16 protein-coding genes and 8 pseudogenes are annotated in these 24,893 nt (G+C 59.2%); 8 read left to right on the plus strand and 16 right to left on the minus strand.

Annotated elements, in window-relative coordinates:
• Positions 1-186: 186 nt before the first annotated feature.
• The 14 genes from AC0V2S_RS13410 to AC0V2S_RS13475 form a co-directional block, all read right to left on the minus strand.
• Positions 187-1,527 (minus strand): MFS transporter, encoded by a 1,341-nt coding sequence (locus tag AC0V2S_RS13410; RefSeq protein WP_475510179.1) that lies wholly within the window; start codon positions 1,525-1,527, stop codon positions 187-189.
• Positions 1,524-3,992, minus strand: a complete 2,469-nt coding sequence (locus AC0V2S_RS13415) for an efflux RND transporter permease subunit (protein ID WP_475510180.1) — start codon at positions 3,990-3,992, stop codon at positions 1,524-1,526. Before AC0V2S_RS13415 ends, AC0V2S_RS13410 begins: the two co-directional genes overlap by 4 nt.
• Positions 3,993-4,043: 51 nt before the next feature.
• Positions 4,044-5,156 (minus strand): WD40/YVTN/BNR-like repeat-containing protein, encoded by a 1,113-nt coding sequence (locus AC0V2S_RS13420; protein WP_475510181.1) that lies wholly within the window; start codon positions 5,154-5,156, stop codon positions 4,044-4,046.
• Between the two features lie 44 nt (positions 5,157-5,200).
• Positions 5,201-6,283: a DUF1329 domain-containing protein gene (locus AC0V2S_RS13425; protein WP_475510196.1), complete on the minus strand. Its 1,083-nt coding sequence runs from the start codon at positions 6,281-6,283 to the stop codon at positions 5,201-5,203.
• Positions 6,280-6,567: a hypothetical protein gene (locus AC0V2S_RS13430; protein ID WP_475510182.1), complete on the minus strand. Its 288-nt coding sequence runs from the start codon at positions 6,565-6,567 to the stop codon at positions 6,280-6,282. Before AC0V2S_RS13430 ends, AC0V2S_RS13425 begins: the two co-directional genes overlap by 4 nt.
• 10 nt (positions 6,568-6,577) lie before the next feature.
• Positions 6,578-8,347, minus strand: a complete 1,770-nt coding sequence (locus tag AC0V2S_RS13435) for a DUF1302 domain-containing protein (RefSeq protein WP_475510183.1) — start codon at positions 8,345-8,347, stop codon at positions 6,578-6,580.
• Between the two features lie 452 nt (positions 8,348-8,799).
• Entirely contained in the window at positions 8,800-9,687 is an 888-nt protein-coding gene (locus AC0V2S_RS13440; RefSeq protein ID WP_475510184.1) for a LysR family transcriptional regulator, read from the minus strand.
• 16 nt (positions 9,688-9,703) lie between these two features.
• Positions 9,704-10,318, minus strand: a complete 615-nt coding sequence (locus AC0V2S_RS13445) for a glutathione S-transferase family protein (protein WP_475510185.1) — start codon at positions 10,316-10,318, stop codon at positions 9,704-9,706.
• Positions 10,319-10,349: 31 nt separating this feature from the next.
• On the minus strand, positions 10,350-11,276 hold the full coding sequence (locus AC0V2S_RS13450) for a fumarylacetoacetate hydrolase family protein (RefSeq protein ID WP_475510186.1): 927 nt from the start codon (positions 11,274-11,276) through the stop codon (positions 10,350-10,352).
• On the minus strand, positions 11,273-12,244 hold the full coding sequence (locus AC0V2S_RS13455) for a flavin reductase (RefSeq protein WP_475510187.1): 972 nt from the start codon (positions 12,242-12,244) through the stop codon (positions 11,273-11,275). The genes AC0V2S_RS13450 and AC0V2S_RS13455 overlap by 4 nt, the downstream gene beginning before the upstream one ends.
• A 43-nt stretch (positions 12,245-12,287) precedes the next feature.
• Entirely contained in the window at positions 12,288-13,316 is a 1,029-nt protein-coding gene (locus AC0V2S_RS13460) for a VOC family protein (RefSeq protein ID WP_475510188.1), read from the minus strand.
• A gap of 22 nt (positions 13,317-13,338) precedes the next feature.
• Positions 13,339-13,872: a carboxymuconolactone decarboxylase family protein gene (locus AC0V2S_RS13465; protein ID WP_475510189.1), complete on the minus strand. Its 534-nt coding sequence runs from the start codon at positions 13,870-13,872 to the stop codon at positions 13,339-13,341.
• Positions 13,873-14,046: 174 nt separating this feature from the next.
• Positions 14,047-15,564: a 4-hydroxyphenylacetate 3-hydroxylase family protein gene (locus AC0V2S_RS13470; protein ID WP_475510190.1), complete on the minus strand. Its 1,518-nt coding sequence runs from the start codon at positions 15,562-15,564 to the stop codon at positions 14,047-14,049.
• Positions 15,565-15,973: 409 nt separating this feature from the next.
• Complete coding sequence (locus AC0V2S_RS13475) at positions 15,974-16,156, minus strand: hypothetical protein (protein WP_475510191.1); 183 nt, start codon at positions 16,154-16,156, stop codon at positions 15,974-15,976.
• A 69-nt stretch (positions 16,157-16,225) separates the two neighbouring features.
• On the opposite strand from AC0V2S_RS13475, the pseudogene AC0V2S_RS13480 reads away from it, so the two are divergent.
• A pseudogene (locus AC0V2S_RS13480) lies at positions 16,226-16,987 on the plus strand (helix-turn-helix domain-containing protein); the annotation flags it as partial.
• On the opposite strand, the pseudogene AC0V2S_RS13485 reads toward AC0V2S_RS13480, so the two are convergent.
• Both AC0V2S_RS13485 and dnaA read right to left on the minus strand, forming a co-directional pair.
• Positions 16,961-17,209 (minus strand): annotated as a pseudogene (locus AC0V2S_RS13485) (DNA polymerase III subunit beta); the annotation flags it as partial. The pseudogenes AC0V2S_RS13480 and AC0V2S_RS13485 overlap by 27 nt on opposite strands.
• 35 nt (positions 17,210-17,244) lie before the next feature.
• A pseudogene (gene dnaA, locus AC0V2S_RS13490) lies at positions 17,245-18,715 on the minus strand (chromosomal replication initiator protein DnaA).
• 574 nt (positions 18,716-19,289) lie between these two features.
• On the opposite strand from dnaA, the gene rpmH reads away from it, so the two are divergent.
• From rpmH to AC0V2S_RS13525, 7 genes and pseudogenes are all read left to right on the plus strand, one after another.
• Positions 19,290-19,397 carry a 50S ribosomal protein L34 gene (rpmH, locus tag AC0V2S_RS13495; RefSeq protein ID WP_475510197.1) on the plus strand — a complete coding sequence of 36 codons (108 nt, stop codon included), beginning with the start codon at positions 19,290-19,292 and terminating at the stop codon, positions 19,395-19,397.
• A gap of 16 nt (positions 19,398-19,413) precedes the next feature.
• A pseudogene (rnpA, locus tag AC0V2S_RS13500) lies at positions 19,414-19,814 on the plus strand (ribonuclease P protein component).
• Complete coding sequence (gene yidD / locus AC0V2S_RS13505; RefSeq protein ID WP_475510192.1) at positions 19,807-20,052, plus strand: membrane protein insertion efficiency factor YidD; 246 nt, start codon at positions 19,807-19,809, stop codon at positions 20,050-20,052. Before rnpA ends, yidD begins: the two are co-directional and overlap by 8 nt.
• 2 nt (positions 20,053-20,054) lie before the next feature.
• Positions 20,055-21,792 (plus strand): annotated as a pseudogene (gene yidC / locus AC0V2S_RS13510) (membrane protein insertase YidC).
• 94 nt (positions 21,793-21,886) lie between these two features.
• Positions 21,887-23,261 (plus strand): annotated as a pseudogene (gene mnmE / locus AC0V2S_RS13515) (tRNA uridine-5-carboxymethylaminomethyl(34) synthesis GTPase MnmE).
• A 511-nt stretch (positions 23,262-23,772) separates the two neighbouring features.
• Positions 23,773-24,412 (plus strand): annotated as a pseudogene (locus tag AC0V2S_RS13520) (FAD-dependent oxidoreductase).
• A 34-nt stretch (positions 24,413-24,446) separates the two neighbouring features.
• Positions 24,447-24,893 (plus strand): annotated as a pseudogene (locus AC0V2S_RS13525) (FAD-dependent oxidoreductase); the annotation flags it as partial.

A 24,893-nucleotide genomic window follows, 5' to 3' on the forward strand; every position in this document is an offset into this window, starting at 1 on the left:
TTTTTGGGTGTGTATTAACCAGGTAACTAAACGCTGGTCTTCTTTCTAATTCCGCAAGGAACTATTCGTTTAACGTCCTGAAACTTGTTACATCGAATGCGAAGCGGCCGAGTCCGAACCTGTAATAGGCAGGTCACGACAAACATGGCAGGCAAACGTGTACTAACTGAGCATCACGACTTAGGGTTAATTGCTCTGCAACGGCATTTCTTTCACCAGCAGAAAAGCGACCATGGCCACCAGACTCGGTACCGCCAGGCACACCAGAATCACCGGCACCGTAACGCCTGCGGCCAACATGAACCCGGCAACCGCCGGCCCCACCACCGGGCCAATGCGGCCGATGGCGTAGATCACGCCCATGGCCGACGACCGAAAACTTTCCGGATAAAGCGAACTGACATACGGCAACAAAATGCAGTTGGCGCCCATGTTCGCGAACCCGGCAACAAACATGCAGAGCAACGCGCCGTACTGGTTATCCACGAAGCCGATCAGCGAGATCGACACAAACAGAAACGGCATATACGTGGCCAAGACTTTCTTGTAACCCACGCGCCCTGCCAGCCACCCCGCCAATGGCGTGGAAACAAAGTTGCTGCAGGTAAATACGAGAATGAAGCTGATGCCCGCTGTCAGCGAATAGCCGCGCTGGACCATCAGTTGTGCAATCCAGGTGCTCAGGGTGACGGCAATCAGAAAGATGCAGAACAACCCTATGCCCAAACACACCGTGTTTCGCGCATAGCCACCCTGGAACAGGCGCTTGAGCGGCACCTTGGCGGTCGGTGGTTCGTTCAGTGCGTAGTCATCGGTGGTGTTCGGGACGAACCGCGGGTCTACCTTTTTCAGGATGCTGCCGATGCGCTGCTGTTTGCCATTTTTCACCAACGTCGACATCGATTCGGGCAGGTACGCCAGCGCCACTGGAACCAGCAGCAAGAAGACCGAGGTGCTGAGCAAAATCTCGCGCCAGCCGACGCTGGCCAGAAAGATCATCGACAGCACCGCCGACAGGAGCACCCCAACCGAGATGCCGGTATAGGACACGCTCGACACCATCGCTTTCCACTTGCCCGGCGTGTATTCGAACACCAGCGCCACGGCAATCGGCACGATGCCCGCCAGGCCCAGGCCGGCGATAAACCGGTACACGGCGAAGTCGACCAGGCCCTGCGCCAAGCCACAGGCAGCGGTGAAAATCACAAACACCGTCATGCCGATCAACATCATGCGCTTGCGGCCGATGGCATCTGCCGCCACGCCGAAAATAACAGCGCCCACCACCGCCCCGACGTGCCCAACGCTGCCGAGAATGCCCGCCTCGGCCGGGCCGATTTTAAGGTCGGCCATGATGGACGGCAGCAAGGTGCCGAAGAGCGCGCTGTCGATGCCATCGAACACAATGGCCAGGAAGCAGATCAAGGCCACGCGCGCGCTGAAAGAATTGAACGTGCTGCCTTCAATGAGCTGGGTGACGTTGACTTGAGTCCGGCCGGCAATCGGCGCACTGGTTAAATCGGTCATGGCATGCATTTCCCATATTGTAATTTTTGTGTTTGCACGGGAGAGGTGGTCGCGGCCTCTGCTTCTGGCAGAGGGCTCGCTTGAACAAGAGCGTCGGCACGGGCGCCGGGTAACAGAAACCGGGCCAAGGCAGGAATCAGCACCAGCGCGCCGAGCATGTTCCACAGGAACATAAAGGCCAGCAGCAGGCCCATGTCAGCCTGGAACTTGATGCTGGAGAAATGCCAGGTGGCAACGGCCGCCGCCAGGGTTACGCCGGTCAGCAGCACCACACGCCCGGTGAACTGCAGCGCGGTGGCATAGGCCTCCTTCAGCGTGGCGCCGGCACGCATCCGCGCCAGGGTCACGCTCAATACATAAAGGGCGTAATCCACGCCGATACCCACGCCCAGCGCAATCACCGGCAAGGTCGCCACCTTTACACCCATGCCCAGGGCCACCATCAGTGCTTCAGCCAGCACCGAGGTGAGCATCAGCGGCAGCATGGCCACCAGCACTGCGCGCCAGGAACGGAAGGTGACAAAGCACAGCAACGCTACGGCTCCGTACACCAGGAACAGCATCTGGTACCAGGCCTTGTGCACCACGATATTGGTGGTGGCATCGATACCGGCCGAGCCGGCGGCCAGCAGAAAGGTGGCGTCTTTGTCGTTGTTCTTCTTGGCGAAGGCTTCGACCAGGTCGACTACCTGCTGCAAGGTTTCGGCGCGGTGGTCGCGCAGGTAGGCGTACACGGTCAGCAGGTTGCATTCTTCGTTGTACAGCTCACGTGGCGCACGGGCGGTGATGGTGTTGAGCATGCTCTGGTTGCTGAGCAGGTCGTACCACAGCGGGCTGCCTTCGTTCATGCCGACCATCAAGCGCCGTTGCAGGCGCGCAATCGATTGCGTGGACTCTACACCCGGCAGGTCCATCAGTTCCCACTCCAGCTGGTCGACGCGGCGCAGCACGTCGTACTGGCTGCAGCTGCCATCGCTGGTTTTAACCATGATGGCGAAGAGGTCGTTGCTGGCCCCGTAGTTGGTGGTCAGGTAGCCCACGTCGCGGTTGTAGCGCGAGTCTGCGCGCAGCTCCGGCGCGCCAGGGTCCAGGTCGCCGACCTTGAGCTGAGTGCCGACGGCCACGCCCACCACCGCCAACACCACAGCGGTGACGATGGCGGCTGTAGCACGGCGGCCTTCGGTAAAGCGCACCAGCCAGACGAAAAGCGCACTGCTCTCCCCGGCTGCCGTGGCGGCTTCGCTGCGCACGGCACGTTCGGCGGCGCTGCGGCTAACGCCCACGTAACTCAACAGCACGGGCAGCAGAATCAGGTTGGAAATTACCAGTACCAGCACACCCAGGCTGGCGGCGATGGCCAGCTCACGGATAACCGGAATATCGACCATCAGCAGCACGGCAAACCCGACGGCATCGGCCAGCAGCGCGGTAAGGCCGGCGAGAAACAGACGGCGGAAGGTGTAGCGAGCCGCCACGTATTTGTGGGTGCCACGGCCGATGTCTTGCAGGATGCCGTTCATTTTCTGCGCGCCATGGCTGATGCCGATGGCGAAGATGAGGAATGGCACCAACATGGAATACGGGTTCAGCGAATAGCCCAGCAGCGGCAGCAGGCCGAGTTGCCAGAGCACGCCGGTGACCGAGGTGATCACGACCAACGCGGTGCTGATCACGTCGCGGTTGTACAGAAACACCATGCCGGCGCAGATGGCCAGGGCGATAAAGAAGAAGCCGATCACTTCCTGCATGCCATCCATAAGGTCACCGGAAAGCTTGGCAAAGCCGGTGATATGAATGGCCACGTCGTCACTGCTGTACTTGGCGCGCAGTTGCTCCAACTGTTTGGACAGCGCGGCATAGTCCAGCGGCTTGCCGGAAGCATCGTGCTCCAGCAGCGGCACTTGCAGCACGGTGGAGCCGCTGTTGCCGGCCACCAGTTGGCCAATCTCACCGGAGCGCTGCACGTTCATGCGCAGCTCTTCGAGCTTGGCCGGCGAGCCGTCGTACTGATCAGGAATTACCTGTCCGCCGTCGAGCCCCTCCTCTGTCACTGCCGTCCAGCGCACGTTTGGCGTCCACAACGACTTCATGAAGGCGCGGTCTACGCCGGGCAGCATGAACACCGCATCGTTGATCTGGCGAAGGGTGTCGATATAGCCCGCTTCGTAGATGTTGCCTTTGCGCGCTTCCACCGCGATGCGAATCGAGTTACCCAGACCGGTGAGTTCTTTCTTGTTGTCCAGGTAATTGGTGATGTATGGGTGATTGGTGGGAATGGTCTTTTCGAAGCTGGCATTGAGCTGCAGGTTCAACGCGCTAAAGCCAAGCAAGGCCGTGACCAGTACGCACAGCAGCAGCACCAGAATGCGATGGTTGAATACCGCGCGTTCCAGGCGGTTGCCCGAGCGCGGATCAAAATCTTCGAGCTGGCAGGCTGCGTTCGAGGTGGGTGTCACTTTAGTCATGGCATTGAACTCGTTGTATGGCGCGTCACGTGGTCGTGGAAATAAGCGTGGTTAACCAACCCGGGCGACTCCGCCCAGGCTGGTGGCCACCAGGCCGCCGTCTGCGGCTTCGGCCAGCGAGGTCAGCGGATCGCGCCGCGCCAGCGGCTGCTCGGCAAAGGTGACGCCAGCGTCGCGGCTGGCGAGCAAGCGCCCGCCCTGGGCCAGCAGCATCACCCGGCCATCGCGTGCTTCAACGCTGGAAAGAATGGTCAGCGGCGCCGCCAACTCGATAGCGCTCACCTCGGTGCTACCGGCATCAATCCGGCAGGCAGCGCCGAGCAATCCGGCGCAAACGAAACTGCCGTTGCGCAGGGCGGTGGCGGTAAACAAGGTGCGCTCGGACGGCGCGGTCAGGGCTTCAAAGTTGGCGCCGTCGTCGCTGCTGCGCATCAACACGCCCTGTTCGCCGGCGATAACCCAGGTTTGGTCATGCTGGGCCACGGCGTACAGGTGCATGCGCATGGGGTTGGCCAGGCGATCGCGGCACGGGGTCCAGGTTTTGCCGCCGTCAGTGGTCACGGCAGCCAGGCCAAATGCGCCTACCACCATGCCGTGCGAAGCGTCGGCAAAGGAAATTGAGAGAAACGGTTTGTCTGCACCGTCGTCTACCAGGCGCTCGGCGTCCTGGATATGGCGGTCACGGTCGGGGTCACTGGCAGGCAGCGCCTGCGCAGCAGTCAGGGTGGCCTGAGCGAGCGCCACACCATCGGTTTGTTTGGTCCAGCTTTCGCCGCCATCAGTGGTGTGCAGTACCACGCCACTGTGGCCGGCGATCCAGCCCTGATGAGCATCAACGAAGCTTGCCGCAGTCAGCGTAACGCTGACCGGCACACGGGCCTGACGCCACTGGCGGCCGCCGTCATCAGACAGCACCACCAGACCGCGCTCGCCCATCGCCACCAGCCGCTCCCCGGCCAAAACCACTCGTGTCAGCACAGCGTGTGCTGCACGAGGGGTCATGGTGGCTGGCTGCTGCAACGGCCCGCTCAGTGCTGCCGTGGCGGCTGCTACCGCGGCGGATGCCAGCGTGGGTGCCAACAATGCTTGCACTCCCACGCCAACGCCCAACAACAGCAGTGCACGGCGTGAACGGTCGAAGCCTTCGTTTTTATTGTTATTCATACTGCCCATCTCATCAGGGTTTGGTGGTCTAGCCGATTACCGTGTTAACGGATGCCCTCACCAGAAAGCGACTCAGGTGTGAAGATCCGGTCCGGCAGTGTGGCTTTGAGATCCACTTGACGATCACGTGGGAAGTACGCGGAAGCGAAGTAGCCGCCACCGATCAGGTCGTACGACATATAGCCAGCAACGATGGTGCCTGGGCCTGCCGGGAATACGGTTGGCAGGTTGTACGTCACCTTCCACAGTTGCCCCTGGGCATCCCAACGCTCGCCTGCCACAGCGATCCAGGTGTCTTCATCCAAGTACACCCGCAGACGTGGAATCACGTGACGCTGGCCAGCCTTGAGGGTGGCTTCGACGACCCACACGCGGTGCTGCTCAAAGCGCATGAAGTCCGGGTTCACGTTCTGAGCAGTCATCAGCTGGTCGAGCGAAGTCGCCTGGTGGTAGCTGTTGCTGTTGTACGGCACGTACATCTCTTTCTTGCCGATCAACTTCCAGTCGTAACGACCGATGGACGAGGAATACACCTCGGTTTCGTCGAAGTTGAGAATACCGCCGGCTACCGGGCTCGGCACGTCGCAGCAGGTCAGCGGCAGACGACGCACACGGCGCTGGCCAGTCAGGTACACCCAGGTTTTAGATTCGATGTCATCAATGTTGTTGCGCTGCAGCAGGATCTCGCCGGCGCGGATGGGTGGGCCCGAGGTATCCACACGACGAATCACGATGTTGGAGCCGTCGGCCTTCCATTTCTCCAGGTTGCTGTTCTGGTCGTAATACGGGAACGCGCTCTTGGCCACGTTCTGCGACACCGGAATCACTTTGCCTTCCGGGGTTACCCGCGCCAGGCTCGGTTGGGTCTGGTAGCTGGGGGTGGTCCAGCGCAGCAGGTGGTTCCAGATGGCCTCTTCGCCCGTTTTTGGAATCGGGAACGGGATACCGCCATAGGCGCCCTGCGGGAACGGACCGAGCTTGCCGCTTGGGTCCATGGTGGCGCGGGTGGCGTTGGCAAAGGTGTTGTCATACACCCACTGCGGCGCTGCGGCGGTACGGCGGGTCGGGAATACCTGAACGTTGAAGCTCGGGAATTTCTTCAGCAGACCCAGCGTGCCTTCAGTCAGTTTGTCTTGTACTGATCGGCGTTGGCCGCTGTGATGGTGACCAGCGCTTTGTCTTTGGCGAACAGGTCCGGGATAGCTGGCGAGGTGGCCGAGGCGTCATACGGATAGCCGCCATCCCAGGCTGGAATGGAACCGTCTTTGTTGCCAGCACGCTCTGCGCCAAACGGCGTCAGGGTGGTTTTCAGTTTGGCCGCTTCTTCAGCCGATACGGCAGCGTGCACGGTCGGTGCAGCCAGTGCGGCGCACGCGATGGCCAGCACGGTCATGCGAGTGAAAATAGTCATGTCATTTCCCTTAGAAAGTACGACGCAGCGACATGGAGACGAAGTCCCGATCTTTCAAAGACTGCTGGAAGGTGTAGGTACCATCGATCGAAGGATCGGTGGACTGGTACACGGCAGTGTTTTCAGCGCCGTAATAGTGGGTATAGGCCAACGAGAAGTCCCACACGGTCAGGTAGTTGGCACCGAGGGTGAAGGTCATGTCACCGCCGTTGTCCGGCCCCAACACTGTTACCGGCGACTTGCCATGGTTGTAGCCGATGGTGAACGCAGGAGTAAGGTCCAGGCCGTCCATCACGTTACGCTGCGGTATCGCATACAAAGCACGCACCGCGGCGGCGCGACGGTCCACACCCGGGTCCAGCGAGTTGCAGTTCTGGGTGCAGCTGGTCAACTGGTTGTACGCCACTTCCATGGACAGACTTGGTTCGTCCGACATGAAGTTACGCGGCATGGTCCAGATCATGGACAAGTTGGCGTGGGCGGTATTACCAATGGCGTAGTACGCGTGGTTGTTGTTATCCGCATTCGGATCGGTGACCACGGTCGGCAGGTTGGTCAGCGGGGTATCACGGCGTACCGAGAATTCGCCGGCGATGTTGACCGAGTTGATTGTGGTGGTGGCGCTCACGCCGTAGGTTTTGATGTCTTCCGGGTAGACCCAGTCGTAGACGCCGACGTTGCGACCAAACGCAAAGTTAGCCCCTGGGTGGGAGTAAAGCACCGGGGTCTTGGCGTGGTAACGGATGGCATAAACGCCGAACTCCCACTCACCCAGTTGCGAACGCAGACCGAGGCCGTACTGGCCGTCATCGCTGGCTTTCATATCCGCGCCGCGCTGTACGCCGATGCCTGGCTGACCCGGGGTAACGCGAATACGCTCACCACCGTCACTGAGGAAGTCGTTCACCGAGAAGTAGCTACCGGAGGCTGGCAGGCGCGTGGCCTCCCACTCGTACTGGTAGTAAGCCATGATGGTCAGCTGCGGCGAGAACTGGATCTGACCGGAGAACTGGCCGACCGGCATGATGATTTCTTTGGTGGTCGAACCCGGTACCGACGAAGCCTTCACCGCATCCACAGGGGACTGCGTGCCGGCAATGGCGTTGGCGCCGTAGAACAGGCTCTCGCCCCACAGAACCGAGTGACGACCCAGGCGACCGCTCACACGGGCCGAACCCACGTCAGCACCGCCGAACAGGAAGGCGTCCAGCAACTCGGCCTTTTTGCCGTGCAGCTCAGCCGTGTCATCGGTGAATTCGTTGTGGTCGACCGACAGGGCGTTCGCCGTGTTGGGCGAGTCGTTGTCGTTCTTGTGGTTGTAGACGTCGTCGTACCAGGCCGCCGCACTGACGCGCGCGCCGAAGTCATCTTTGTAGACGATGTCCATTTCGGAGAGCAGATCGAGACGGTTGGAGATCAGGCGGCCGGCCTTGAAGTTACGGTCGCCGTCGTCGCCGTTCAGCGTCGAGGAGTTCTCACCGCCTTGCTTGGGGGCGTACTCGGTGAGCTTGTCATCGGGGTTTTCACCCGCATGGCAGCCGAGTATTTGACCGTGTTGTCCCAGCGCAGCCGGATGTCGGAATCGCCCACGTCGATTGGCGCGGCGAGTGTGTAGCCAGCAGCCAGAATGCTCGTGGCTACAACCACGGAGCGAAGGCTGTGGCGGTATAAATCGTCCTGCGGCACTGCAAATTTTATTTTTATTATTTGCATCATCGTCACCTAGAGAGATTGTTTGACGCATGAACTCCCGTTGCTGATCTGCCCTGGCCATAAACATAGCCGGTCACAGCGACCTACAAGAATTACCTCCCAAGATTGTGTGGATACCCGACGTTTATTCAGGACGCGAGCGGATCGGAGTTCAGGCAACACAGAGCTGGTTTGTAAGATTTCGTCCTCGCTTTGCGAAGGCTATTTCTGTGTTGGCCGGAGTATATGCAGCCACTTTTCGGCTCGGATAATGATTAATCCCGCTGCACCGCAGTCGGTTTTTGATGGGGGCGCCAAGGCTCTGGCTGGCGGGGTTGCGGGGGGAAATACGGTGGCCTTGACGGCAAAAATGAGGGTTGGCCAGCACTGTGTAGGCCATGAAATTCTGGATTCCTGCCTACGCAGGAATGACGGAGATCTGTTCAATTTCACCGTCATTCCCGCGAAGGCGGGAATCCAGAATCGCGCGTGTGTCGAGGTCGCCGCGAAACACTCAATAGCAAGGGGCCTTAGCGCGCCTTAATCGCCGTCCGCAGCCAAATGCATCGCCATTCTGTCAAACAGCAACTTCACCCGCGTCAGCTCCAACCGCGCCGCCGGCACCATGATTTTTACCCAGCGTTCCACCAGGGAAAACTGCTCCAGCACCGGCACCAACCCCCCGGCAGCCAACGCATCGGCCACCACCGGCAGCGCCAGTTGCACAATGCCGTGGCCATCGCGGGCAGCGGCGCACAAGTAGCCTTCGTCATTGGTTCTGAGCACCGGACGCACATCCACCTCCACCCTGCCCTCTGGCGAGTTGAAACCCCAGATGGAACCGGCGATGGAGAACGTCAGACACGGGTGATGAATCAGGTCGCGCGGGTGCACCGGCGCATCACAACGGGCCAGGTAAGACGGTGCGGCGCAGAGCAGGCGCGGAAACGGTCGAATGACTTGCTCCACCACATCTGAGTAGGCCATCTGGTCCATGCCCACCGAAATATCAAAGCCCTCCTCCGCCGGGTTGCCGCCACGGTCGGACGCGATGATTTCCAGCTGAACCAACGGGTTCTCGGCACGGTAGGTGGTGAACAATTCGCCCAGGCCCTGGCGGATCAGCACAGCGGGCGCCTTGACCCGAATCGGCCCTTCGATACTGCCGGGGCTGAGGATGGCGCCGCTGGCCATGTCGTTGTACGAGCGCAGCAATTGCCGCGCATGGGTCAGGTAGCTTTGCCCGGTATCGGTGAGAGTCAGGCGGCGGGTTGAGCGGTCAAAGAAGGTGGTTTTGAAATCCCACTCCAGCTCGTCAACCCGCTTCATGATCACCGAGGGCGAGGTGTACAACGTGCGCGCGGCCGCTGAGAAGTTGCCGGTATCGGCGGTTACCACAAAAGCCTTCAACTTCAACAGCATGTCCATGGTGCAGCGCTCAACTTCAAATCTGGAGTTCAGACTCGACCGCGCGACGGATCTTTTCATTGGCCCACAGACGGTCGTGGTGCGCCTGGCAATCCGGCCCCAACGTGCCAATGCCGTTGAGCACCGACCAGTGCTCGAGATAGAACAAGGCGAAATCCGCGATGCTCAGGTTCTCGAAGAGCCAGTCTTTGCCATTGATCTGTCGTTCCGCCCGGTCGAGTCCGGCCTGGAATATTTTCAAACCCTGGGCTTTCACCGCCGCGTGGTCTGCTTCGCTCGGCGCAAATTTCTCCGGCCGGCGAGCGCGAGTGTAGCCTTGCATGTGCACGGTAGATACCAGGTGCTCGGTCATTTCCAACACGCGAATCTCGCCTTCGATATCCGCCGGGATCAAACCCAGCTCGGGATTGGCGCGCGCCAGATACAGGGCAATGATCGGAAATTCGGTGAGCAACGAGCCGTCATCACGAATCAGCGCCGGCACTTTGCCCTTGGGGTTGATTTGGGTGTAACCCTCGAATTCCGGGGTGTTGGCCCGTGCGGCCTTTTCGATGGTAAACGGCTTGCCGATCAACGCGAGCAAGGCATGGATGCCGATCTGGCAGGCACCCGGAAGGAAGAAGAGCTTCATAAAGGACTCCGGTCAAAAGAGGAGAAAATGATTAAACGATGAAGGTTTCCAGCACGCCGATACCGTCCACGCCGGCTTCCACATGGTCGCCCGGCTTGAGGTACCACTCGCGCGGATCGGGCTTGTGGTGCAGCGCCACACCGCTAGGCGTACCGGTACTGATCACATCGCCCGGCACCAGGCCGAAACGCGACCAGAACGCCACGAGCTCCGGGAAACCGAAGATCAGATCGCGGCAATCGGAGTGCTGGCGCAACTCGCCATTCACCTTTAGCCACAACACCAGCGCGGTGGGGTCTGGCACTTCATCGGCGGTGAGGATGTACGGGCCGATGGGGCCGAAGTCGGGGAAATTCTTGCCCAGCATGATCATGCCGTTCTGCATTTCCCGCAGTTGCCATTCCCGCGCCGACAGGTCATTGAAAATCGTGTAGCCGAAGATGGCGCTGGCCGGGTCGATATCACTGTGCGCATCGATGGCTTTGCCCAGCACCAGGGCGATCTCGACTTCGTAATCGAAGTCGAGCACATCAGCCGGGCGCTTCACGTGGTGCTTGTTCGGCACGAGGGTGCGGCCAAGTTTGATAAAGCCGGTGGGGAACTCGCTGTGCAGTTTGCTGGCGGTATTGGCCTGCGTGGATTCGAGCATATGCCGACCAAAGTTACGCCCGGCGCAGAACACCGACTTCTCCGGCACCGGGGTCAACCAGTTTACGGTGGCCGGATCATCCAGCCAGAGTGGGTCCTGGCGTGGCGTAGCCCAGGTCAGCAACTCCTGGGTGGCGTCCATCGCCTGGGCACCGCCCTCGATAAGCCCCATCACGGTCGTTGGCGCGCGGCGGCCACCGCGGGCAGCGGCGGCCTTGTCCACGTCCACCAGCAGTTCGCGGCCCGAAACTGCCGTCACTACACCGAGTCGCTCCGAGCCAGCAGCGGATTGATAACGGGCGATTTTCATGGTTCGAGCCGAGCCAGCAGGTGCTTGAGCAGTTGCACTTCACTGGGGTCCAGTTTGCCCTGCACATCGGCTTCGCTCGATTTGCGAATGGCGATCAGCTCCAGCACCGCCAGGCGGCCGGCGCCGGTCAACTTGACGTCCACTTGCCCATCGCTGGCTTCAACTTCGTGCAGCAGGCCGCGCTCGATCAGCTTCTGCACAATGGCTGCCGAAATACCCTGGCCGCGCACCTTCTCGCTGCGCGCCACGATCTCCGGTACGCACAAGCCGTCTTCACGGCCAATGATGCTCAGCACCGCATATTCCTCGGCCGTCCAGTTATTCGATTCGAGTTTCTCGATCACTGCCTGACGGGTCTGGAAGTACGCGTTGGAAACCTGGTAAAGCAAATCATCGGAAGACAGGTTGCTGAACTCATCCGCCGACTCGGCCGACGCCGCCGGTTGCTTGGGCAATAGCAAGCCATAACGGCCACCGTGGAACACCAGCGGCTTTTGCGCGGAATGGCTGAAGTCGACAATCTCGCCGACGAAGATCACGTGATCACCGCCCTCGTATTGATACGCCAGCTTGCAGGTAAAACGCGCCATGCAGTCTTGCAGCATCGGAATGCTGTCCGGCCCGCGGTCCAGGGCCAGGCCGGCAAAGCGGTCGACGCCCTTGCTGGCGAAACGGCCGGACAGCGCCTCTTGATCGGCCGACAAAATATGCACGGCGAAATGCCCGCTGTTGCGGAACGCATCCATGTTCAGCGAGGTGCGCGCCAGGCTCCAGAGCACCATGGGCGGGTCCAGCGACACTGAGGAAAAACTGTTGGCGGTGAGGCCAATATCCACGCCGCCCGGGCCGTGGGTGGTCACGATGGTCACGCCGGTGGCGAACGAGCCGAACGCATCGCGCAGCGCGCGGCCTTCGAAGATCGGCGCGGCTTTGCCAGGTTCTGGTTGAGTTGCTGTTTGTGTGGTCACGGTGGGTGCCTCCAATCTTCTTGTTATCGATGCAGCCGGTTGATCACACCTGTGCTTTCAAGGCCCGCACGCGCGCCTTTTCTGCCAGGTAGGTTTCAAGTGTCTGCAGCGGGCCGCGCTCATGGTCCAGCGGCTTGGTCGCAATGCCACCAAACGGGGTGGTTTCGTTGAACCAGGCTTCCTGCGGCGGCAGGCCCCAGCGCAGCGACAGACCCGGTTTGCGCACATCCCAGGCCACCGGCTCTACCTCGATATCGATCAACAGGTAGTGATCACAGAACAACTCCACGCGATGGCCATCCGGGTCGCGCAGGTACACAAACATCACGCCGGCCGGGCCATGGCGGCCTGGACCACGCTCAACGATGTCGCCCATGCCCAGGTTACCGGCGATATCGCAGGCGCGAATGATGCTGTCGGTGCCGGAAACGGTGTACGCAAAGTGGTGCAGACGCGGGCCCGGGTTTTCCAGAAACACGATGTCCTGGGTGCCGGGTTTGCGGAACATAAAGGTCGCGATCAGCTTCTCGTCCAACGCCATGTATTCCGAAATACGGAAACCCATCTCGGCGTAGAAGTCGGTTTGCTCCTGCACGTTTGGCGCCTGGATCTGGTAGTGGTCAAAGCGCATGGCCGCACCACCCTTGAAGTCCTGGAACTGGGTGTACAGACGCGGGGTGGTCGGCATGGTGGCGCACAGTTGCACCGGGGTGCCGGCCGGGTCGTTGACCAGCAGCGTGCGGCCTTGATGTGCCACGTCGATAAAACGCGCGGGCAAGCCTTTGGACTTGTAGAAGTGCTCGGCTTTGTCCAGCTCTTCTTCGGTGTACACGCGCATGCCGATGGCCTCGGCTTCGGGCGTGCCGTCGTGACGCTTGATCACCAGGCTGTGGTGGCACACCTCTTCCAGACCACGGAAATACAGGGTGTCGTTGTCGCGTTCGGTCAGTACCAGGCCCACGACTTGCTCGTAGAAATCGCGGCTGGCTTCCAGATCGCGCGAGGTGATGACCGCATGGCTAGCGCGGGTGATATTGAACGGTGGGTAATAGACCGGTGTTGGCAATGGCATGGTAAGTCTCCTGGTGTCTTTCTCAGAGCCGGGTGAAATCGGCTTCGTTGCTCAACTCAAGGGGACCGGTCAATCGACCGGTCATGTTGTACCAACCAATATTGAAAAGAAGCGCCAGGCTCTGCTTGGGGCCGAGCTCGTGGTAAACCGCTTCCCACACTTCGGTGCTGACCTGCGCCGGCGCCCGAGTGGCATCGCGGGACAAGCGCAGCACGGCTTTTTCCAGCGGGGAAAACAGCGTGCTTTTTTCAAAATCCCAGAGCACGAGCATTTGCTCTTTGGAGACGCCTTCCTTGATGGCCCGATTCCAATGCGGGTCGTGTTCGTAGCTGGTGCCCATGGTCTGGCACGCCATCACGATGGCCATTTCGCGCAATTTGGGATCGATGCCATAGCCTTTGCGCACGACATCTGCCATGGGGATAAACACGTCGAGGATTTCCGGGCAGATGGCCAGGGTCCGAAAGATTTGCGCGTTAGCGTGACCGCGTTTGGCCTGAAGCAAGGCAAAGGCTTCTGGCTCTTCATCGGGGGTTGGGAGGTGGATACGAGGCATTTTCGAACTCCGCACGTTATTGTTTTTTTGAATTCCGCCGGTTTCTGCGGCAGGCCAAACGAGTACCTGGATAGCCGAAATTCTGGGTCCCAGCCTTCGCTGGGACGACGGAGATTTTGCTAAATCCCCCGTCATTCCGGCGCAGGCCGGAATCCAGAATCGCGAGGCTGTCGGTTACTTGCCGTTAATCCGCTGATCCCACTCGCCATTGCGATCCAGGAACTTCCACACTTTGTCCTGCGCTTCGCGGGCGCCGGGATAACGCTCGCCACGCATTTGCGCGTTGCGCCATGGATCACCGGAGAAGAACTTCTCGTACAGGTTCTGGCGGCCGGCAAACGAGGAGCACGAGGCGTCCCAAGCCAGACGCAGCAACTGCATTTTGCGTTCGGCAGGAATGTCTGCACCGGCGCAGTACCGCTCAATGGCCGGACCGTTTTCGCTGCGCAGGTCTTCGACCGTCGGCGCCACGACCACGTTGCCGGCGCCGAGCAGCTGGAGAATTTCCAGCGCGCGGGCATGCATTGCCGGGTACTGGGCGCGGATGACGTTAAGCGGCTGCTCGTACGGCACCACAGTGTCGCCTGGGCCTTTGATGCAATCGATTTCCGCCACGCGAATCAGCGCGCGCAGAGTTTCGACATAAGCCACCAGCTCGGAGAGCTGCACCATCACATTGGGGAACCGGCTGTGGTTCACCTCGGTGAGGTTGTAGGCAATGCCCAGGAAGAACTCCATCTTGGCCAGCGAACGGGTCGCCGACTGGTGCGAGCCATGGGGGCCGGACGGCGACTTCATCGCCGATTCCACCGCCTTGATGCTGCGGTACATAAACACGCGTTCCCACGGAATAAACGCTTCGTCGAACCACAGCACGGCATCCATCTCGTCCATGCGCGCGGTCAGCGGGTCGTTGGCAAACGCGCCATTGGTTGGGAAGCCAGGACGGCAGATCATCTTCATCCCAGGGGTGTCGATGGCGCAGGCAAAGCCCACGGCATAGGCCTCGGCATCAGCTACCAGCGGGAATTTCGCAGCCGCCGGCATGATCAACACTTCGTTGGCCAGCGGGCCGAGGGTGGCCACCGAGCGGGCACCGGACACATAGATACCGGCGTCGGACTCACGCACTACGCGCATCACCATGTCGCCGGGCTGTTCGAACATCTGCAGGCGTTTGTCGATATCCGGCGACACCAGGGAGTGGGTCAGCGCCAGGTCGTTTTCGCGGATAAATTCGTGGTAGTTGAGGATGTTCTTGCCGAACTGCTCGCCGCCAACGGAGAACAACTCGTGGGCCGAGGCGTGGGCGCTGACCATCACGTTGAGGAAGTCCGGGGTGCGGCCCATCATGCCGCCCACTGCGTCCATCCAGGTCTTCATCATTTCACGGCGCAGGCGCAGATCGTCAGCGGAGCGCGGCAGCATGAAGGAGCGGCCCACACGCAGGCCTGAGGACGGCGACTCGAAGGTCATTTTTTCTTGCTGCGCCGGGTCGGACTGGATGTCGTACAGGTCGGCGATGGACTGGATCGCGCCACGGAAGCGGTGGTCGGCGGTCACATCCTTGATGCGCTCGCCGTCAATCCACACAGAGCGGCCGTCTCGCAGCGATTCGATGTACTCGGCACCGGTACGGATGCCTTTTCGGGTTCCACTCATGGTTATCGAATTTTTGTTGGTGTTGTCCATGGGTACTGCTCCTGCAGCTGGTATTGCAAGCCTCGATGGTATTGATCTGGGTCATGTTTAAGAATTTGTGATTTGGGCTAGGAGCTGTTCCAAAAAGAAAAGGCGGTCTAATCCGCCCAGCCGGCCGAGGGCTTTTGGTCCGCTTTTGATCTGCTTCTGATCTTGATCTGCCTGCCCCTTGAGCGCAGGCCGAGCGGAGTCGTCGTGGAAGGGGTTGAGCGGCCGGGAGCCGCGAAAGGCGTGAGGGCCATGGATGGCCCTACTCGCCGGCCCCTGAACGACGACGTAGCGAGGGGAGTTTTCACGCAGTGAAACCCAATGTGAGGGCTAGACCTTTGCTTACTTTTGGGTGGTCCGGCAATCCGGCAATGCTAAAAGTAAGTCGCGCGTAGGCGCGAAATAAAAAAGCTCAGCACACGCGGTAAAGAAGACCACCATAAGCCCAAGCCAACACAGCGCTTTCGCCTTTGAAGTTTTGGTTTTCTACGTTACCGCGTGCGCTGAACGTTTTGTTTCGCGCCTTACGCGCGAGTTTCTTTTTCCAGTCGCCGAAAAAGAAACCAAAAGGCTTGCCGGTACGACTCACCCACATAGGTAACAAATCAGTTCAACCACATGGGTAACAGTTTTAACCTAGTGGGTCTCCTCAGGAGGGTGCCCCATGCCGTGGCGAGAACTGAAACCTATGGACGAGAAAGTGTTGTTTATTGCTGACTACCTCAGGCAGGTCAGCAGCTTCACTGCGTTGTGCGAGCACTTCGGCATCAGTCGAAAGACCGGCTACAAGTGGGTGGAACGCTACAACCTAGCCGGTATGGAGGGGTTGGCTGAGCAAAGTCGCCGCCGCCGCGAACAGGTGTGCACCCCCTTTGTTATTCGTGAATACATCCTCGATCTGAGGCGCCGATCTGCCGTTGAGCTGGGACCGAAGAAGATCCAGGCACTGGTGGAGCAGCGATACCCTGGGCAGAGTCCTTCCCGGACCACGATCTACACCATCCTTAAGCAGGCGGGTTGGTCACGCCCCGCCGGCTTCGTAAGCGGGTGCCCAGCTATCCAAAGCCGCTTAAATCCACCAACGAACCTAATGAACTCTGGAGCGCCGACTACAAAGGCAATTCCTGACTCAGGACGGGAAGTGGTGTTATCCGTTGACGGTGATGGATCACGCCAGCCGCTTTCTGCTGGCTTGCGAAGGCATGTCTGGCACGCGATTGAAGGAAACCCAGTCGCTTTTGAACACCTGTTTCGCTGCTACGGATTACCTTCGCGCCTGAGAACAGACAACGGAACCCCTTTCGCCAGCGCTGGCAAAACCGGCCTAAGCCAATTGTCCATTTGGTGGTTACGGCTGGGCATCATTCCTGAGCGAATAGCACCTGGTCGCCCCGAACAGCGGCAAGCTCTTGCAGATATCCATCAGCTTGCGCGCCGGTACGGTGATTTCGCCGGATTCGGCCGGCTCTTCCAACGTCACACGACCGACCAGCTCGACCTCAAGGTCGGTACCGGTCAGCGACAACTGCTGGCCATCGACCACCAGCAGCACGTTAGACAGCACCGGCAGCGTCTGCCGGCGTTCAACCACGCCAGCGACCAGTTGCAACGGTTTCAACAGGGCTTCGCGTTGAATAGTGAAATGCATGGTCTAGTCCCTTGCCTCGTGGGCTGCGTAATGGGTCAGGTGGTCAGCGTGCGCAGCAGGTTCTTGTAATCCTCGCGGATATCCGCGTCGGCTTCCCTAAGTTCAGCAATCTTACGGCAAGCGTGCAACACCGTGGTGTGATCACGACCGCCGAACGCATCGCCAATTTCCGGCAGGCTATGGTTGGTCAATTCTTTGGATAACGCCATAGCGACCTGCCGTGGCCGAGCAACCGAACGAGAGCGGCGCTTGGACAGCAGGTCGGAAATCTTGATCTTGTAGTACTCGGCTACGGTGCGCTGAATGTTGTCGACGCTCACCAGTTTGTCCTGGAGTGCCAACAGGTCTTTCAGCGATTCGCGAATCAGCTCGATGGTGATGTCGCGGCCCATAAAGTGAGCGTGGGCGATGACGCGTTTCAACGCGCCTTCCAGCTCACGCACGTTGGAACGAATACGTTGTGCAATAAAGAAGGCGGCGTCGTGGGGCAGGTCGACTTTGGCCTGGTCGGCCTTCTTCATCAGAATCGCCACACGGGTTTCGAGCTCAGGCGGCTCAACAGCCACCGTAAGACCCCAGCCAAAGCGCGACTTCAGACGCTCTTCCAGCCCTTCGATTTCTTTGGGATAACGGTCGCTGGTAAGAATCACCTGCTGACCGCCCTCAAGCAAAGCGTTGAAGGTGTGGAAGAACTCTTCTTGCGAGCGCTCTTTCTTGGCAAAGAACTGAATGTCATCGATCAACAGCGCATCCACCGACCGGTAAAAGCGCTTGAAATCGTTGATGGCATTCAGTTGCAGCGCCTTGACCATGTCGGCCACGAAACGCTCGGAATGCAGGTACACGACCTTGGCATTCGGGTTCTTCTTTAATAGATGGTTACCCACCGCGTGCATCAAGTGGGTTTTACCCAAACCTACGCCGCCATACAAAAACAACGGGTTGTAGCCATGCTTAGGGTTATCCGCCACCTGCCAGGCTGCTGCGCGCGCGAGCTGGTTGGATTTACCTTCGACGAAATTCTCGAAGGTAAAAGTGCGGTTCAGGTAACTAGTGTGCTTGAGTGCGCCTTCGATTTGCACCGTGCGCTCGGTACGCACGGGTGCCGTTTGCGAACTGGCTCCGGCCATAGGGTCGAAGCTAGCGCGTGATGGCTCGCTGTTAACCGACATCACTATGGGTTCTTCGCGTACCTGCGGACTGACGGGGGCAGCAACCGGCTGCTGAGGGGCCGGCATCGGCGAACGGGCAACGGCGGCGCGTTTGCTTCCTATCAATAGGGAGATCGCTGGAGCCATGCCTTCGCTGCGTTCGTTCAGCAGCTCAAGCAGACGGCCCATGTACTTTTCGTTGACCCAATCGAGCACAAAGCGATTTGGCGCGAACACACGCAGTTCATCGCTGGAGGCTTCAACCTGCAGCGGAACGAATCCAGGTATTGAATTGCTGGGCCGGCAGCTCATCGCGTAGAAGCTCTACACACTGCTGCCAAAGTTCCACAGACACAGAAATCCCCTAATACAAATAGGCCGCAAGGCCCAAAACAGCCAGCATTGTACCCACACCAAGGGTAGTTATCCACATGCAGGCGAAAGTTTTCGCCACGTAAAATCAACGTGTTATTCGGTTTTCCATCGAAAAGACACAGCGGATTTAAACCCTGTGGATAACCGCGCCTAAGCCAGCGGGATAACCCTGGGGAGAAGTGCGTGGAAAACTGGCCTGTGCATAAAACGGCGTTTCATCCCCAGCTTATACGCAGCCTTGGTACAGGCTACCCACTTGTTCTGGACAGGGTTATCATTCGCCACAGCCCTTGGTATCAAAGACGTGCAGCACCTTATCCACAGAAAAGGTGCTGGCTAAGAGTAGTTAATATTTCAAAAAAGATTTAAATCTCTCTTCTTAATATTCTTTATTTACCCAAACCTCTCAATCAGACCCTCCCTACAGAAATGTTGGTTGGAAATTGACCTGACCGCCTTTTCTCTAGAATTGCCGGTCTCTTAAAGGGGGCCATTCCGGCCCGTTGTCGACCACCCAGGTAACGCACCATGAAACGCACTTTCAACCAAGCACTATCAAGCGCGCTCGCACCCACGGCTTCCGTGCCCGTATGGCTACCAAGAACGGCCGCGCTGTTCTGTCCCGTCGCCGTGCCAAAGGCCGTAAGCGTCTGGCCGTTTGATAATTCGGCATCGGTGGTGAGTCAAGACTTCGGTCGGGAAAAGCGCCTGCTGACCCCTCGACAATTCAAGATAGTCTTTGACTCCCCCAGCGGTAAGGTTCCGGGTAAGAACGTCCTGCTCCTCGCGCGCAACAACGATCTCGATCATCCCCGCCTGGTTTGGTTATCGGCAAGAAGAGCGTCAAGCTCTCTGTTGAGCGCAATCGCCTCAAGCGAGTCATCCGCGATTCATTCCGCCTCAACCAGGACAATCTGGTCGGCTGGGATATTGTGGTTGTCGCGCGTAAAGGCCTAGGTGATCTGGAGAATCCCGAATTGGCTCAACAGTTCGGCAAACTCTGGAAACGCTTGGCACGTAGCAAGCCGAGCCCGGAAGTTCTTCCGCAAGCGGGGGTTGTCGACAGTCCCCATGCGTAAACTGGCACTCGCTTCGATTCAGGTTTATCGCTACGCCATCAGTCCTTTGATGGCCAGTCACTGTCGTTTCTACCCCAGCTGTTCCTGCTACGCGTATGAAGCCATTGAACACCATGGTTTCATACGCGGCGGCTTGCTGACGCTCCGTCGGCTAGGTCGTTGTCACCCATGGAATCCCGGTGGTTACGATCCGGTTCCAGGCGCCCCCATTTCCCGACCCCCTTCGATGGCCGAGTAATCATGGATATTAAACGCTCGATCCTGATCGCCGCGCTCGCAATCGTGTCCTACGTCATGGTTCTCAAGTGGAACGAAGACTATGGCCAAACGGCTCTGCCGACTGCGAATACCGCCGCTGCGACCAGCAACACCGCTGCGCTGCCCGACGTCCCTGCTGCCAATACTGGCGCCAGTGACGTACCAAGCGCGCCGTCCGCCCAACCGGAAGCAACTGCTGCTGCGCCTCAAGCCAGCAAGGACCTGATCCGCGTTAAGACCGACGTACTGGAGCTGGCCATCGATCCAAGCGGTGGCGACATCGTTCAGCTGACCCTGCCGCAATACCCACGTCGCCAGGACCGCCCGGACGTTCCGTTCCAGCTGTTCGACAACGGTAACGAGCGCACCTACCTGGCCCAGAGCGGCCTGATCGGCAGCAATGCACCGGATTCGGCCGGCGGCCGTGCGGTGTGGCAGAGCGCCCAGAAGAGCTACCAATTGGCTGACGGCCAGAACACCCTGGTGGTTGATCTGACTTACGCCAAAGACGGCATCAACTACATCAAGCGTTACAGCCTCAAACGTGGCTTGAACCTTGAGTGCTCGGCCAAAGAGCAGGAACTGAAAAAACCAGGTTGCGTCGATCCGTCTTCCTACCAGGTTGATGTGCGTTACCTGATCGACAACCAGAGCAGCACCGCCTGGGCCGGCAACATGTACGCCCAGCTCAAGCGCGACAACAGCGATGACCCGTCGAAGACCGCCGCCACCAGCACCGCTACGTACCTCGGTGCAGCGATGGCGACACATGATTCGGCCTACAAAAAGTGTCGATGAAAGACATCGACAAAGCCCCGGTCAAAGAAACCGTCAAAGGCGGCTGGGTTGCTTGGTTGCAGCACTACTTCGTGACTGCCTGGATTCCAAACCAGGACAACGACAACAGTGTGCAAACCCGCAAAGACACCCAAGGCAACTACATCGTCGGCTTTACCACCCCAAGCGTCAGCGTTGCGCCGGGTAGCAAAGGCGAAGTATCGGCCATTCTCTACGCCGGTCCGAAAATCCAGAAGCACCTGGGCACCCTCGCCCCAGGCCTGGAACTGACCGTCGACTACGGCATTCTGTGGTTTATCGCTCAGCCGATCTTCTGGCTGCTGCAACATATCCACAGCATCCTCGGTAACTGGGGCTGGTCGATCATCGTGCTGACCATGCTGATCAAAGGCCTGTTCTTCCCGCTGTCGGCTGCCAGCTACAAGTCGATGGCGCGCATGCGTGCCGTGGCGCCGAAACTGGCTGCCCTGAAAGAACAACATGGCGATGACCGGCAGAAAATGTCGCAAGCCATGATGGAGCTGTACAAGAAAGAGAAGATCAACCCGTTGGGGGGCTGCCTGCCGATTCTGGTGCAGATGCCGGTTTTCCTCGCCTTGTACTGGGTGCTGCTGGAAAGCGTCGAGATGCGTCAGGCACCTTGGATGTTCTGGATCACCGACCTGTCCATCAAAGACCCGTTCTTCATTCTGCCGTTGATCATGGGCGCCACCATGTTCATCCAGCAGCAGCTGAACCCCGCGCCGCCGGATCCGATGCAAGCCAAGGTGATGAAAATGATGCCGATCATCTTCACCTTCTTCTTCCTGTGGTTCCGGCCGGTCTGGTGCTGTATTGGGTAGTGAACAACTGCTTGTCCATCACTCAGCAGTGGTTTATCACCCGCAAGATCGAAGCCGCTACCAAGGCCGCCAACGCCTAAGCCTGGCTTGCTAAGCTGAACAAGCGCCCTGCCCGAGCAATACGTGGCGGGGCGTTTTGCTATTTGCCCCCTGCTATGTCCGAAGAGAAGCGCCATGAGCAACGTCCGAGAAACCATTGCAGCCGTCGCCACCGCCCAGGGGCGCGCCGGTGTCGGCATCGTCCGCGTTTCCGGCCCCAAGGCCCAGGCGATTGCCGAAGCCATCAGCCAGCGCCAACTGAAACCGCGGTACGCCCATTACGGGCCGTTCCACGGCGAACAGGATCGGGTGCTCGATGAAGGCCTGGCGTTGTACTTTCCCGGCCCGAATTCCTTTACCGGAGAAGACGTATTGGAGCTGCAGGGACACGGCGGCCCGGTGGTGCTCGATTTGCTGTTGCGGCGCTGCCTGCAGCTGGGCGCCCGTCTCGCCCGCCCAGGTGAATTCAGCGAACGCGCCTTTCTCATGACAAGCTCGACCTGGCCCAAGCCGAAGCGACCGCAAGCGATCGCCGACTGATCGAAGCCAGCTCGGAACAAGCGGCGCGCAACGCCCTGCGTTCTTTGCAAGGCGAGTTTTCGCGGCGTGTGCATGGCCTTACCGAACGGCTGATTTCCCTGCGCATCTATGTGGAAGCGGCCATCGACTTCCCGGAAGAAGAAATCGACTTCCTCGCTGACGGCCATGTGTTGGCGATGCTCAACGACGTGCGCAGCGACCTGACAGCCGTGCAGCGCGAAGCCAACCAGGGCGCATTGCTGCGTGACGGCATGACGGTGGTGATCGCCGGGCGCCCCAACGCCGGAAAATCGAGCCTGCTTAACGCCTTGGCAGGGCGAGAAGCGGCCATCGTGACGGAGATCGCCGGCACCACCCGCGACGTATTGCGCGAACATATCCACATCGACGGTATGCCGCTCCATGTGGTGGACACGGCGGGTCTACGCGACACCGATGACCAAGTGGAGAAGATCGGCGTGGAGCGCGCGCTGAAGGCCATTGGCGAGGCTGACCGCGTGCTGTTGGTGGTCGACGCTACGTCAGCTGAAGCGGTCGACCCTTTTGCGCTCTGGCCAGAGTTCCTCAGCCAACGCCCGGATATGGCCAAAGTCACCCTTATTCGCAACAAGGCCGACCTCACCGGTGAGCCGGTGGCGCTGGAGTGAGTGAGGACGGCCACGTCACCATCAGCTTGTCCGCCCGTTCCTCAGCCGGCCTCGAACTGCTGCGCGACCACCTTAAAGCCTGCATGGGCTTCGAGCAGACCGCAGAAAGCAGCTTTAGCGCTCGCAGACGGCACCTGGAAGCGTTACAGCAGGCCAGCCAGTCTCTTGAGCATGGTTATGCACAGCTTACCCTGGCCGGCGCCGGCGAGTTACTGGCCGAAGATCTGCGCATTGCCCAGCAGGCATTGGGCGAAATCACCGGCGCATTCAGCTCGGATGATCTGCTAGGCCGCATCTTTTCGAGCTTCTGCATCGGCAAATAGTCTTCGCCGCTTCATTTAAACCCGGTCAGACCGGGTTTTTTTATGTCTTAAAATCATCAACAGGCTCGAAATAAACCCTGTGGATAACCGCCCCTAAGCCCAGTCGATAACCAGGGGGCAAAGCTGGGGATGAAATGGCCTGTGCACAAGTAGGCGTTCCATCCACAGGTTTAAGGCGGTTATCCAGAAGGCTCCGGACTAGATGACCACAGCCTTATACAATTCCATCCACCGCGTCAGTGCTGGCTTGCAGCGTTCTATCCACAGAAAACAGGCTCATAAGTAATAAACATAAAAACAAAGCTTTAAAAAAAATTCTTTCTCTCTTCTTTATTAACCGACCTACTTGGCCAACCTGAACCATTGCTATTTTTTGTTCAAAAGGCTTCTTTCAAACCGGCTAAATCCCTATACTTGCCGCCTTTCCGCTTTTCCCAAGTACGCCGGGCCGTCAAAAGCCGCCGGGTCAGTTAAAAGCCTCCCCCAATTCTCAACAGGCACGAGGTGCGTGGTGGATTTCCCTTCCCGTTTTGATGTCATCGTTATCGGCGGCGGCCATGCAGGCACTGAAGCAGCGCTCGCTGCTGCACGCATGGGCGTGAAAACCCTGCTGCTGAGCCACAACGTCGACACCCTCGGGCATATGAGCTGCAACCCTGCCATGGCGGCATCGGTAAAAGCCATCTGGTGAAAGAAATCGACGCGCTCGGCGGTGCCATGGCTGAAGCCACCGACAAAGGTGGTATCCAGTTCCGTGTGCTCAACAGCCGCAAAGGCCCGGCGGTACGCGCCACTCGCGCTCAAGCCGATCGCATGCTGTACAAAGCAGCGATTCGCGAAACATTGGAAAACCAGCCGAACCTGTGGAATTTCAGCAATCCTGTGACGACCTGATCGTTGAACAGGACCAGGTGCGCGGCGTAGTCACCCAGAGATGCCTGCGTTTCTTCGCAGAATCCGTGGTCTTGACCACCGGGACGTTCCTCGGTGGACTTATCCACATTGGTCTGCAGAACCATTCCGGCGGCCGCGCCGGTGATCCACCTTCGATTGCTCTCGCCCACCGTCTGCGTGAACACCCGCTGCGCGTCGGTCGCCTGAAAACCGTACGCCGCCGCGTATCGATGGTCGCTCGGTCGATTTCTCGGTAATGACCGAGCAACCTGGTGATACCCGATTCCCGTCATGTCGTTCCTCGGCAACAAGGAACAGCATCCCCGTCAGGTCAGTTGCTGGATTACCCACACTAACGCCCGGACCCACGAAATCATCGCCGCCAACCTCAACCGGTCGCCGATGTATTCCGGGGTTATCGAAGGCATTGGCCCACGCTACTGCCCGTCGATTGAAGACAAGATTCACCGCTTTGCCGACAAAGACAGCCACCAGGTGTTTATCGAGCCTGAAGGCCTGAATACCCACGAGCTGTACCCCAACGGCATTTCCACCTCGTTGCCGTTCGACGTGCAACTGGAATTGGTGCGCTCCATTCGCGGGATGGAAAACGCCCATATCGTTCGCCGGGCTACGCCAATCGAGTACGACTACTTCGACCCGCGCGATCGAAATACAGCCTGAAAACCAAAGTGATTGCCGGCCTGTTCTTTGCCGGGCAAATCAATGGCACAACCG

It is taken from the genome of Pseudomonas sp. CC11G (assembly GCF_056174845.1).

Excerpts from the sequence above, each read along its gene's own strand:
- yidD (WP_475510192.1), top strand. The coding sequence starts at position 19,807 with ATGCGTAAACTGGCACTCGCTTCGATTCAGGTTTATCGCTACGCCATC.
- AC0V2S_RS13410 (WP_475510179.1), bottom strand. The coding sequence starts at position 1,527 with ATGACCGATTTAACCAGTGCGCCGATTGCCGGCCGGACTCAAGTCAAC.
- AC0V2S_RS13465 (WP_475510189.1), bottom strand. The coding sequence starts at position 13,872 with ATGCCTCGTATCCACCTCCCAACCCCCGATGAAGAGCCAGAAGCCTTT.
- AC0V2S_RS13440 (WP_475510184.1), bottom strand. The coding sequence starts at position 9,687 with ATGGACATGCTGTTGAAGTTGAAGGCTTTTGTGGTAACCGCCGATACC.
- AC0V2S_RS13445 (WP_475510185.1), bottom strand. The coding sequence starts at position 10,318 with ATGAAGCTCTTCTTCCTTCCGGGTGCCTGCCAGATCGGCATCCATGCC.
- AC0V2S_RS13450 (WP_475510186.1), bottom strand. The coding sequence starts at position 11,276 with ATGAAAATCGCCCGTTATCAATCCGCTGCTGGCTCGGAGCGACTCGGT.
- AC0V2S_RS13475 (WP_475510191.1), bottom strand. The coding sequence starts at position 16,156 with ATGTGGGTGAGTCGTACCGGCAAGCCTTTTGGTTTCTTTTTCGGCGAC.
- AC0V2S_RS13460 (WP_475510188.1), bottom strand. The coding sequence starts at position 13,316 with ATGCCATTGCCAACACCGGTCTATTACCCACCGTTCAATATCACCCGC.
- AC0V2S_RS13435 (WP_475510183.1), bottom strand. The coding sequence starts at position 8,347 with ATGTTTATGGCCAGGGCAGATCAGCAACGGGAGTTCATGCGTCAAACA.
- AC0V2S_RS13430 (WP_475510182.1), bottom strand. The coding sequence starts at position 6,567 with ATGACTATTTTCACTCGCATGACCGTGCTGGCCATCGCGTGCGCCGCA.
- AC0V2S_RS13420 (WP_475510181.1), bottom strand. The coding sequence starts at position 5,156 with ATGAATAACAATAAAAACGAAGGCTTCGACCGTTCACGCCGTGCACTG.
- AC0V2S_RS13470 (WP_475510190.1), bottom strand. The coding sequence starts at position 15,564 with ATGGACAACACCAACAAAAATTCGATAACCATGAGTGGAACCCGAAAA.
- AC0V2S_RS13415 (WP_475510180.1), bottom strand. The coding sequence starts at position 3,992 with ATGACTAAAGTGACACCCACCTCGAACGCAGCCTGCCAGCTCGAAGAT.